The sequence below is a fragment of the Enterobacter sp. PL_is514 genome (assembly GCF_055816715.1).
The window spans coordinates 398,639-409,622 of record NZ_JBVPGN010000034.1; the positions used below are offsets into that span (position 1 = coordinate 398,639).

Annotated in this window: 9 protein-coding genes; 3 read left to right on the forward strand and 6 right to left on the reverse strand. The window is 56.7% G+C overall.

Features of this window, described 5'->3' with window-relative positions:
• Nucleotides 1-56: 56 nt before the first annotated feature.
• From AC0TNG_RS17575 to AC0TNG_RS17585, 3 genes are read right to left on the reverse strand one after another with little or no spacing between them, the layout of a single operon-like run.
• Nucleotides 57-1,436, reverse strand: a complete 1,380-nt coding sequence (locus AC0TNG_RS17575; RefSeq protein WP_473712847.1) for an efflux transporter outer membrane subunit — start codon at nucleotides 1,434-1,436, stop codon at nucleotides 57-59.
• Nucleotides 1,433-2,515 (reverse strand): HlyD family secretion protein, encoded by a 1,083-nt coding sequence (locus tag AC0TNG_RS17580; RefSeq protein ID WP_473712848.1) that lies wholly within the window; start codon nucleotides 2,513-2,515, stop codon nucleotides 1,433-1,435. The genes AC0TNG_RS17575 and AC0TNG_RS17580 overlap by 4 nt, the downstream gene beginning before the upstream one ends.
• A 22-nt stretch (nucleotides 2,516-2,537) precedes the next feature.
• Nucleotides 2,538-4,190 (reverse strand): MFS transporter, encoded by a 1,653-nt coding sequence (locus tag AC0TNG_RS17585; RefSeq protein WP_417927350.1) that lies wholly within the window; start codon nucleotides 4,188-4,190, stop codon nucleotides 2,538-2,540.
• A gap of 203 nt (nucleotides 4,191-4,393) precedes the next feature.
• Here AC0TNG_RS17585 and AC0TNG_RS17590 point away from each other — a divergent pair, with 203 nt between their 5' ends.
• Nucleotides 4,394-5,188, forward strand: a complete 795-nt coding sequence (locus tag AC0TNG_RS17590) for a YdcF family protein (RefSeq protein WP_417927351.1) — start codon at nucleotides 4,394-4,396, stop codon at nucleotides 5,186-5,188.
• A gap of 54 nt (nucleotides 5,189-5,242) precedes the next feature.
• Here AC0TNG_RS17590 and gap read toward each other — a convergent pair whose 3' ends face one another.
• A complete protein-coding gene (gene gap, locus AC0TNG_RS17595) occupies nucleotides 5,243-6,244 on the reverse strand; it encodes a type I glyceraldehyde-3-phosphate dehydrogenase (protein ID WP_061715206.1) in 1,002 nt (333 codons plus the stop codon).
• 189 nt (nucleotides 6,245-6,433) lie between these two features.
• Between gap and cybB the strand changes: the two genes are divergently transcribed.
• Nucleotides 6,434-6,964: a cytochrome b561 gene (cybB, locus tag AC0TNG_RS17600; RefSeq protein WP_032647085.1), complete on the forward strand. Its 531-nt coding sequence runs from the start codon at nucleotides 6,434-6,436 to the stop codon at nucleotides 6,962-6,964.
• Nucleotides 6,965-7,053: 89 nt separating this feature from the next.
• Here cybB and AC0TNG_RS17605 read toward each other — a convergent pair whose 3' ends face one another.
• Both AC0TNG_RS17605 and AC0TNG_RS17610 read right to left on the reverse strand, forming a co-directional pair.
• On the reverse strand, nucleotides 7,054-8,121 hold the full coding sequence (locus AC0TNG_RS17605; RefSeq protein WP_032647087.1) for an oxidoreductase: 1,068 nt from the start codon (nucleotides 8,119-8,121) through the stop codon (nucleotides 7,054-7,056).
• Nucleotides 8,122-8,134: 13 nt separating this feature from the next.
• Nucleotides 8,135-8,878: a DeoR/GlpR family DNA-binding transcription regulator gene (locus AC0TNG_RS17610; RefSeq protein WP_148768572.1), complete on the reverse strand. Its 744-nt coding sequence runs from the start codon at nucleotides 8,876-8,878 to the stop codon at nucleotides 8,135-8,137.
• Between the two features lie 739 nt (nucleotides 8,879-9,617).
• Here AC0TNG_RS17610 and AC0TNG_RS17615 point away from each other — a divergent pair.
• A complete protein-coding gene (locus AC0TNG_RS17615; RefSeq protein WP_473712849.1) occupies nucleotides 9,618-10,955 on the forward strand; it encodes a TolC family outer membrane protein in 1,338 nt (445 codons plus the stop codon).
• The last annotated feature ends 29 nt before the right edge of the window (nucleotides 10,956-10,984 follow it).

Below are 10,984 nucleotides of genomic sequence, written 5' to 3' on the forward strand. Positions count from 1 at the left end.
CCCGGCCTACAGGGCGAAATGTAGGCCCGGTAAGCGAAGCGCCACCGGGCAGGTTTTCAGGCACTGACCCAGCCGCCGCCCAGCGCTTTATACAAATCAATCTGCGCCAGCAGCAGGTTATTTTTCACCTGCACCACGCTGGTCTGAACCGAAAACAGCGTGCGCTGCGCGTCCAGCACGTCAAGATAGGAGGAATAACCGTTGCGATAGCGATTCTGCGCAATGCGCAGCGTCTCCTGGGCCACATCCTGCTGGGCAAGCAGTTCCGTCAGCTGTTCCTGATAGCGACTTATCGCATCAAGGCTGTTGTTCACTTCGGCAAACGCGTTACGCACGGTTTTTTCATAAGCGTACAGCGCCTGGTTCCGCTGGGACTGAGAAATATCCACCTGCGCATTCAGCGCCTGGCGGTTCAGCAGCGGGGCGAGAATACTGCCCCCGACGCTCCAGAGCTGAAGCGGGTTGTCCAGCAGGCCTGAAAGGGTGCGATCCTGAACCGATCCGGTCGCGGTCAGGTTGATCGACGGCAGCAGGCTGGCGCGTGACGCCGCGAGCGAGGCATCCGCCGCCACCAGCTGGCGTTCGGCCTGAACGATATCCGGTCGACGATTCAGGAGCGTAGAAGGCAGCTGCGACGGCAGCGTCAGCGGCGTCAGCACCGCAAAGCTTTCGCTGCGTGCCACCGCGCCGGGGTTGCTTCCCAGCAGCAGGCTCAGGGCATTCTCCTGCTGCGCAATCTGGTGCTGCAGCACGGGCACCTGCGCCCGCGTTGAGCGAAGTTCGGAATCCGACTGCATCAGCTCCAGGCGCGAACTGTAGCCCGTCTCAAACTGACGTTTCGCAAGGTTAAATGCCTCTTCGCGCGATTTCAGCGTGGACTCGGTCACGCGCAGCTGTTCGTCAAGCGAGAGCAGGGTGACATAGCCGGATGCAACGGAAGACGCGACGGTCAAATCCGCGGCGGCAGCGGCGGCTTTTTGCGCCTCCAGCGAGGCTTCGGCGGCATTGGCCGTGCTGCGGTTGACGCCCCAGATATCAACGTCATAGCTCGCCGTCAGGCTCCCTCTGTACAGCGTGCCGTAGACCGGCAGCCCGGTCGCGGCGGATTGCGAACGGGCGCGCGTCCCCGTTACGCCCGCGTCAAGCGAAGGAAACAGGCTGCCGTCGGCCGCGAAGACCCGCGCCTGATACTCGTTAATTCGTTCGCGGGCGATCAGCACATCGCTGTTATTCTTAAGCGCCTGATCCACATAGCGGTTGAGGTTGTTGTCATGGAAATTGCGCCACCAGAGCTGCTCCGCCGGGCTGGCAGGGCCGGCGTCAGCTCGCCACTGGGTGGGGATGTGCAGCGTCGGCTGCGCCGGTTTGACGTCGACGGACTGGCATCCGGCCAGCATGACCGCTGCCACCAGCGCGGCTATCGGGCGAAGGATCATTTCTTCGCCTCCCGCGTATCAATGGTCACCTGTACCGACATACCCGGACGCAGCAGCGCGGAATCTTCTGGCTTGCCGAGCACCTCGATGCGCACCGGGATACGCTGGGCTATTTTGACAAAGTTGCCGGTGGCGTTGTCCGGCGTGATGGCGCTGAATTCAACCCCGGTTGCAGGCGAAATGCTCTCCACGCGGCCCTGATACGCTTTGTCGTTCAGGGCATCGACGGTGAATTTGACAGGCTGACCGACGCGCAGCTCCGCGAGCTGGGTCTCTTTAATATTGGCAATGACCCAGTGCTGAGGCGGCACAAGGGTGGTGAGATGGGTCCCGGCGGTCACATACGCCCCGAGACGCACGGCGATCTGGCCGAGCTGACCGTCACGCGGCGCCACAATCCGGGTGTTTTGCAGGTCAATCTGCGCCAGCTCCAGCGCCGCTTTTGCGTTTTTAACATCCGCCTCCAGCGCACCGCGATTGACAATCACCGTTTGCAGATCCTGACGCGACATCTCAAGCGCCGCTTTCGCCTGGTCGATGTCGGCGCTGCCCTGAGCGGCACTGGCCAGCGCCGCGTCGCGCTCGCGAATCGAGAGCGAGCCGTCTGACGTCAGCTCTTTCACCCGCTTTAAATCCGCCTGCGTTTTCAGGCTCTGGGCGCGGGCGTTTTTCAGCGCGGCGTCATTTTTTGCGATGACGGCTTCGGCGCTTTTACGCTGCTGCAGGTTGTTATTGAGGGCGGCAATTTTCATCGCCAGCTGTGCCTCGGCCTGATGCACGCGCTGACGATAAATGCGGTCATCAATCTGCAGCAGCAGGTCGCCTTTTTTTACCTGCACAAAGTCCTGAACCTTCACCTCGGTGATATAGCCATTCACCTGGGGGCTGATAAACGTCGTCTGGCCGCGCACGTAGGCGTTATCGGTAAACTGCGCGTGGCGGGTGAACGGCGGCAGTTGCCACGCATAAAGGATCACCAGTACGCCGACAATACCGATGGCAGCGGCGGTGAAAACGGAAACAATGCGCACATTTTTGCGGGTGTTGGCCTGCTCTTTGGCGGCATCCTGCTGACTCATAAACTCTCCAGAAATATTTTAATTATTTGTTGCCGGTGGCGTTCTTCAGCGCCAGACGGGCAGTGATGCGCAGGCGCAGCAAGCGCCATAAAATCCAGACCAGCGTGGCGGCAGCGATGCTCGCCGTCAGCAGATAAGTATCGTTATAAGCCAGAATATTCGCCTCCAGCGCGGTGACCGTTTGCAGTTGCGTTATCGCCTGGGTTCCCAGCAGCGCGCTGTCGCCAATCAGGCTCTTGTACATTTGGGTATAAAGCTGAATTCGCTCGTTGACCAGCGGGTTGAGCGTGGTGAGCTGGTCCGCCAGCAGGCTGGAGTGGTACTTCTCGCGCCAGGTCTGGAAGGTGCCGAGGATCGCGGAGCCCAGCAGACCGCCCAGGTTCTGGCTCATGCCAAACATCACCGAGAAGCTGACCAGGTTGCGCGGGTCGGCGATCACCCCGCCAATGGCGGCCAGCATGGCGGGCGCCAGGAAGAAGGCGCTGCCAAAGCCCAGCAGGAACTGGCTCAGCATCAGCTGATCCGGCCGGGTCAGGTTGTTGGACTGGCTGTCCAGCAGCGAGGCAACAATCATCAGGGCCAGAGAGGTGATGATTGGCCACGCCAGTTTCGTCGGCTTGATGGTGAGACAGCTGGTGACGATCCCGCAGACGATCCCGGCGAAAATGGACCACGCCAGGTAGGTCATCTGCTCATTCTGTAATCCCACGTACTGCAGCCAGCCGATGACGCCGGTGTTTTGCTCTGCCAGCACGATACGGATCAGCAGCATAATCAGCCCCAGACGAACGATGCTGCCGCTCGACAGCCAGCGGGTGTTCAGCAGCGGGTTGGCACGGTTATGTTCAAAGACGACGGCAGCCACAATCAGCACCAGCGATAGCGCCAGCGACCAGCCGATCCACGGCGCTTCGAACCACCAGTCAAGACGGCCTAAGGAGAGCACGGCGCAGAGCAGGGCCATCCCGGGGGCCATTAAAAAGAAGGTGATGAAGTCTTTTTTCTCAAAGACCTTGCGCCGGTCGCCCGGCGGTAGTTTTAAGGCGATGACGCAGGCCAGGGAGATCAGCGCCAGTCCCAGCTCGAAGAAATAGAGCCCGCGCCACTCGTCCAGCTGCAGCAGTTCGGTCGAAAACAGGCGGGCCAGCGGGATGGCGAGTGAGGATCCGGTGATGCCGATGGTCAGTGCCTTGAGGCGGTGCTTCGCCGGCCAGGCTTGGATCTGATAGTAAATCCCCAGCGAGCTGAGCGCGGCGGCCACCATCCCGTGCGCGGCACGAACCATCAGCGCCGAGCTGAGGTCGTTCACGAACAGGTGGAAAAAGGTCACCAGCACGTACAGCACCAGAAAACCTTCCGTGAAGGCGCGCAGACCGTACTGCTGGCGGAATTTGACCAGCAGCAGGTTGATAGAGATGTTGGTCATGACGTAGACCGCGGGCAGCCAGGCGATTTCGGTCGACCAGGCCCCGAAGGTCCCCTGCAGATTTTGCAGGTTGGCGGTCACCACCGCGTTTCCCAGCGCCCCCGTCAGGCACACCAGCAGGCCCACGACGCCGTAGGCAATGCGTTTTGGCGTACTGTGTTCGGGCGTGGAAGGCGAACCCAGCAGAGCGGGTTTCTCATGTGGCTGCCACTCGCGAGGAGCATAAGGGTCGCGTTCGGGCAGGCGCATAACGTCGTTTACCTTAGAAATAATTGAATAATTAGCGGGCTAGCGATTCTACGTCTGCCGCAAATGATAATTCAAGTGAATATGATTTACGCATGTTAATCAAATGGTGAAGGGGATTTTAAGGAAAAAGAGCGGCCCGATGTCGCCGTTGTGTTGAGAACCTGAAGTCGCTACCCTGAAGGGATACAGAGAAGGAGTTCATCATGGAACAGACCTATTTTCCCATCCTGCCGGATGCCACGCTGGCGGCCATCAATACTGTCGGCGAATGGCTGGCGCAGGACGACCTGAGCGGCAGCCGCCAGCACCTGGACGTCGATGCGGTGATCCTGGCAGGGAACGCGGTGATCCCGACCATTGAGGCGGCCTGTCGAATTGCCGCGCAGAGAAACATCCCGCTCCTGATTAGCGGCGGTATTGGTCATTCAACCGCGTTTTTATATTCAGCTATCGGCAGTCATCCGCGTTATCACACCTTACAAGTCGAAGGGCGGGCGGAAGCCAGCATTCTCGCCGACATTGCGCGGGCGTTCTGGCAGATACCCGAGGCGCATCTGTGGGTTGAGGATCAATCCACCAACTGCGGTGAAAACGCGCGCTTTAGCTGGAACATGCTGAAACGGCACCATCGAACGACCGGGCGGGTGCTGGTTGTACAGGATCCCACGATGCAGCGCCGCACGATGGCGACGTTTGCCCGCGTTTGTCGGGATGAGCCCGTTTCACCGCAGTGGGTCAGCCATCCTGGGTTTACGCCGACGCTGCAAAACGGTAAAGAGGGCGTGGAATTCAGCGAGGGCAACATCGGCCTGTGGCCCGTTGACCGTTATCTTTCACTGGTTATGGGGGAACTGCCGCGCCTGTATGATGACGCCAACGGCTATGGCCCGGCCGGGCGGGATTTTATCGCCCACGTTGAATTCCCTGAGGCCGTCACCGTCGCATGGAGACAGCTGCAGCAGGATCCGGTCCTGAAGGTGGCGCGAAAAATCAGCTGAGCACGGAACAATTCCCTCGCCCCATTGGGGAGAGGGTTAGGGTGAGGGGAAAAATCACAGCGCCGCAAACTTATCCAGCGTCCGCACCAGCTGCGTCACGAAACCATATTCGTTGTCATACCACGCGACGGCTTTCACCAGCTGCAGCTCTCCCGCTTCTGACACCTCCGTCTGCGTGGCGTCAAACACCGAACCATAATGTGAGCCAATCACATCGGACGACACAATCTCTTCATCGGTATACCCGAACGATTTATTGCCCTGCGTCGCCTTTTTCAGCGCGGCGTTGATCTCCTCAACGGTCACTTTCTTGCCCAGAATGGCCACCAGCTCGGTTACCGAACCCGTTTTTACCGGCACGCGCTGCGCGTGGCCTTTCAGTTTGCCGCTGAGCGCAGGGATCACCAGACCAATGGCTTTGGCGGCACCGGTGGTGTGGGGAATGATATTCTCTGCCGCCGCCCGCGAGGCGCGAAGATCTTTCCCGCGCGGGCCATCCACCAGCGCCTGCGTGCCTGTATAAGCGTGAATGGTGGTCATGGTGCCCACTTTTATTTCAAACGCATCGTTCAGGGCTTTCGCCAGCGGGGCAAGGCAGTTGGTGGTGCAGGAGGCGACGGAGATGATGGTATCACCGGCGTCAATGGTGTCGTCGTTCACGCTGTAGACGATGGTTTTCATGTCACCCGCAGGGGCAGAGATCAGCACTTTCTTCGCGCCGGCGTCCAGGTGCGCCCGCGATTTCTCTTCAGAGGTATAAAAGCCGGTGCACTCCACGACGATATCCACACCGGCGGTTTTCCACGGAATGTGCTTCGCCTCTTTTTCGGCGTACACCGCAATGGTTTTACCGTCAACAATCAGCGCATCCTCGGTGAAATCCACGCTCCACGGGAAGCCACCGTAGTTGGAATCATGCCTGAGCAGGTAGGCCAGCACTTTCGGGGAGGTGAGGTCGTTGATGGCGACGACGGTATTACTGTCCTGGGTTTCAAGAAGGCGACGCAGGACAAGGCGCCCAATGCGTCCAAAGCCGTTAATGCCAATTTTACTCATGGTGTTCTCCTGTAAACGTGTCGATGCGACAGTTTGAACTCATCCAGGCTTAGACCATCACGGGCAGGGCGGCAATTGAAGATGCTTCATGCGGGAGGAAGTATTTGAAAAACCATACAGAAAAGTTAATGAATTTTTAAGGAAAGGGGATTATGTTGGCGCGGTAACTGTTTTTAATCGAGAAATCACATGCGCACTAAATATACAAGCCTGCAAATCGGCATCCACTGGCTGGTGTTTCTGTTAATCATCGTCGCCTACTGCGCCATGGAGTTCAAAGGTTTCTTCCCGCGCACCGCGCGTCCGGCGATCAATATGATCCACGTCTCATGCGGGATCGGTATTCTGGTGCTGATGGTGACGCGTCTGCTGGTTCGCCTGAAGTTCCGCGCGCCGCCGATTCAGCCTAAGCCAAAAGCGATGGTGACGGGGATGTCTCATCTGGGGCATCTGGTGGTGTATCTGCTGTTTATTGCGCTGCCGCTGATTGGCATTGTGATGATGTACAACCGGGGCAGCGACTGGTTTGCCTTTGGCCTGGCGATGCCGCATGCGGCGGAGTCCAATTTTGATCTGGTGGATACGCTGAAGGCGTGGCACGAGACGCTGGCAAACCTGGGCTATTTTGTGATTGGCCTGCACGCGGCGGCGGCGCTGATGCATCACTATTTCTGGAAAGATAATACTCTTCTGCGCATGATGCCGAAAAAGCGTTCGTAGTCTTCTCGCCCGGCGGCGCTTCGCTTGCACGGGCCTACAAACGGCTCTGAATCGTAGGCCGGGTAAGCGCAGCGCCACCCGGCTTGTTTTTAACCCAACAGAGCACGCTCTTCGGCACTTAACGCCAGCGCCTGCGTTGACCCCGTCTCCGAGGACTTCACCGCCGCTTCCAGCACGGCCATGACCGCCAGTGCCTCAACAGGGTGGACAGGGTTGGTGATTTTTCCGCCTAACGCATCACGCACGTTGATGTAATACTGGCGCTGATCGCCTTTCGGGGTAGGGATCGTCTGCGGTGCGCCGTCAGCGCCAAAGAACACCATACTGTCGCTGTCTTCGCCCCAGGCTTCACTGCCCGGGATCACCCCTGACAGCAGCTGTGCTTCCTGCTGATCGATTCTGGCCTTCACCACGCTGCCTTTGTCCCCGTGGACGGTAAAGCGCGCCGTACCGCCAGCCACCAGCATGCTGGCGTGCAGAATCACCTTATGCTCCGGGTAGTTTAAGACCACGTGCGCCCAGTCGTTAATTTCTGCGCCGTCGCGCAGCGTCGCGATATTCCCCTGAACGGACTGCGGCAGGCCAAAGAGCTGTAGCGTCTGGTCGATAAGATGTGGGCCCAGGTCAAACCACAAGCCGCTCCCGGGGACGTTCTGCTCGCGCCAGCGCACGCGCACTTCCGGGCGGAAGCGGTCAATATGCGACTCCAGGTGTTTAACCTTGCCGAGCGTGCCTTGCTCAATAATCTGCTTAATGCCGAGGAAATCGCTGTCCCAGCGGCGGTTATGGAAGACGGAGAGCAGCAGCTGCTTTTCGTCCGCCAGCGCAATCAGGTCGCGGGCTTCCTGCATGTCGAGGGTGAAAGGCTTATCCACGACCACGTGTTTACCCGAGTTCAGGGCCAGCGTCGCCAGCGGGGCGTGCGTGGCATTGGGGGAGGCAATCACCACCAGATCGATATCAGGATGCTGAATGGCCTCTTCCGGTGTCGCCACCACCTGTACGTCCGGCAGATCGCGTTTAACCTTCTCTTCATCACGAGAAGAGACCACTGCCAGCTTAATCCCGTCCACAGACTGGATCAGCGGGGCATGGAAGGTTTTACCGACAAATCCATACCCGATCAGCGCAATGTTGATTGTTTGAACGTTACTCATGACCTTCTCCACGTTAATTCGCGCACACCGTGACCTGCAGTGCGCTATGGTCCCCAAGCTCAGGCCAGGGACGATCTAAAAAGAGTTGTTGAATGCTGGATAACCCGGATACCAGATACGGCTCGCAGCGGTTAATTTTCAGGTGATCCGCGACAATCCAGTGCGCATGGCTGGCGTCGAGCATCGCGCGTTTCACCTCGGCATCCGCTTCTTTACCGGCGCTCAACCCCAGTTCGGCATGAATGGCACATGCCCCGAGGATGGCGATATCTGCCCGATAGCGGGACAGTAAAGACAGCGTGGCGCTGCCGGCAAACAGGCGCTGCTTGTGGTCCCATTTTCCACCGAGCAGGATCAGCTCAACGTCTTCCCGGTCGCTAAAGTGCTGGGCGATATCCAGCGATGTGGTAATGACGGTGAGCGGCCCCTGAAGAAAGGTGGCGACGGCCATCACCGTGCTTCCGGCATCCAGAAACAGGGTGGAACCCGGTGGAACCTGCTGTGCGACCTGTTTGCCCAGGCGCTGTTTGGTCTCTGGCAGCAGCGTATTGCGGCCCTGACGGTTCATGGCGGAGAGGTTGAGCGCGATGGCTCCGCCGTGGTTCTTCTGCGCAAGGCCCTGGTTTTCCAGGTCGGTCAGATCCCGACGGATAGTATCGGCTGAAACCTGCAGCTTTTCGGCCAGGTCGGTGATGCTGGCCTGGCCATGCTCGCTGAGGATATCCAGGACGTAGCGTTGACGAGCGGTTTTGTGCATGGGAGTACATTCCTGCAAAATGTCGCAATAGTTTGCATAATACAGCATTTTGACACAGAGAGAAGGGGATTGTGGTCATGACGATGTACAGCGGTGTGATGATTCAGATAGGTGATTATTAAAATTTTATTAAGCAGGTATAAGGAAGCCGTTTTGAATGTTAATCACAATGTTATTGTTATGTTTTATTTAACGATTTGGGCTATGTAACCAACGTATTGTCATTGTGTGGTTTTAAATGCTGTTAAATTAAAACAATGCAGTTTTTAATTGCTTTAATTAGTTTTTTAAAAGCTTTTAATTTTAAATATACCCCTTTGGTTACTTAAATTGACATTTCTTTGAAAATCTTTGTGTCTGACCCGCTATGAAATTAACGCAAAAATGTGCACAGAAAGAATTAAGAATTTTCCTTAGATAACAGGAGGTTTATATGTTTCATCTGAAAGGAGACTTTTAGAGTTTTGTCCAGAAACCCCATGTTTTTTCTTACTTGTAACACCACATTAACATTGTGGGTGTAGTGGGCTATACCACATTTTGTTATGCTGCTAACCAGTTTAAGAAATAAGTAAATTCTTAATTGAAATAAGACGCAGGCAGATCTCATCTCCAATGGAAATGGGTATGGGGATTATTACCTAAAATTCAGCATGGTAGCTTAATAAGATATTTGTCTAATTATCTGTACCTCTTTTTGGGTATTTGCTTGAGTATCACTCAGAGTCAGGGAGATAACATGACGATATTACGAAAGCCTATGTTACGCCGATTTACAGCAGCACTGGCATTCATTTCATTAGCCATAAATACGGCGTACGCCAATAGTAGTCAGGTGGGAATTGCCCCGGTGGCAACCACAACCTTAAAAGAAAGTATTCTTTTTGCTATCGATCGCGATCCATCAATTAGTCAGCAGGCCGCGCAATTAGGTATTGGCCAGGCACAAATAGATGAAGCGCGCAGCGGCTGGATGCCGCAAATATCGCTGAACGGGAGTACAGGGCACAGCCAGACCACCGATTCCAGCGGGTCGCTGAAGAATTCAGCCGCCTGGGGGCTGAGCCTGACGCAGTTGCTGTACGATTTTGGCAAGACCAACAACAGCATTAGCCAGTCTTCCGCCCAGCGCGATAGCTACCGCTATCAGCTGATGGGAACGCTTTCGGACGTGGCGGAAAAAACGGCGCTGAGCTATGTAGAGGTCAAACGCTATTCCGATCTGCTGCAGGCGGCAAAGGAGAATGTCCTGGCGCTTAAAAACGTTGAGCAACTGGCGAAGCTGCGCGCTGACGCGGGCGTGAGTTCGACCTCCGATGAGCTCCAGACCCGCACGCGTATTGCCGGCATGCAGGCTACGGTCGCGCAGTATCACGCCGCCTTAAACAGCGCCCGGGCAAGGCTTGCGGTATTAACCGGCATGCAGGCAGATAACTTTTCGCCAGTGCCTGCGAACCTCGCGGTTGAGCCAGATTCGCTCAACCGTATTGATTATTCGTTAATACCGGCTGTGATGGCCGCGCAGAATATGGAACGTTCGGCTCAGTATGGCGTGGAAACGGCGAAGTCCCAGCACTGGCCGACGTTAAGCCTGAAAGGGGGGCGCACCCGTTATGAATCGGACAACCGTTCATACTGGGACGACCAGATACAGCTCACTATCGATGCTCCGCTGTATCAGGGGGGCGCGGTTTCCGCTCGCGTTCGGCAGGCGGAAGGCGCACGGGCCATGGCCTCCTCTCAGGTCGATCAGGCGCGTTTCGATGTTCTGCAAAAAGCCTCCGTCGCGCAGGCTGACTGGACCGGCGCACGGGGAAGAATGGAGGCCGGAAAGCAACAGCTGGAAAATGCGCTGCGCGCCCGTGTTGTTTACAAAAATGAATACACCCTGAGCAAGCGGAGCATTAACGATCTGCTCAGCGTTGAGCAGGATGTCTGGCAGGCCACATCAGCGAAAATAATCGCTGAGTATGATGGCTGGAGTTCGGCAATTAATTATGCTTCCGCGGTTGATAATTTAATGCCGCTTATTGGAATAGAGAAAAACGCTGCCGCAAAATTACCTGACTTGAGTTAAAAAAGACGCGCAGTGTTGCGCAAAAATAA

Excerpts from the sequence above, each read along its gene's own strand:
- AC0TNG_RS17610 (WP_148768572.1), bottom strand. The coding sequence starts at position 8,878 with ATGCACAAAACCGCTCGTCAACGCTACGTCCTGGATATCCTCAGCGAG.
- AC0TNG_RS17585 (WP_417927350.1), bottom strand. The coding sequence starts at position 4,190 with ATGCGCCTGCCCGAACGCGACCCTTATGCTCCTCGCGAGTGGCAGCCA.
- cybB (WP_032647085.1), top strand. The coding sequence starts at position 6,434 with ATGCGCACTAAATATACAAGCCTGCAAATCGGCATCCACTGGCTGGTG.
- AC0TNG_RS17590 (WP_417927351.1), top strand. The coding sequence starts at position 4,394 with ATGGAACAGACCTATTTTCCCATCCTGCCGGATGCCACGCTGGCGGCC.
- AC0TNG_RS17575 (WP_473712847.1), bottom strand. The coding sequence starts at position 1,436 with ATGATCCTTCGCCCGATAGCCGCGCTGGTGGCAGCGGTCATGCTGGCC.
- AC0TNG_RS17615 (WP_473712849.1), top strand. The coding sequence starts at position 9,618 with ATGACGATATTACGAAAGCCTATGTTACGCCGATTTACAGCAGCACTG.
- gap (WP_061715206.1), bottom strand. The coding sequence starts at position 6,244 with ATGAGTAAAATTGGCATTAACGGCTTTGGACGCATTGGGCGCCTTGTC.
- AC0TNG_RS17580 (WP_473712848.1), bottom strand. The coding sequence starts at position 2,515 with ATGAGTCAGCAGGATGCCGCCAAAGAGCAGGCCAACACCCGCAAAAAT.
- AC0TNG_RS17605 (WP_032647087.1), bottom strand. The coding sequence starts at position 8,121 with ATGAGTAACGTTCAAACAATCAACATTGCGCTGATCGGGTATGGATTT.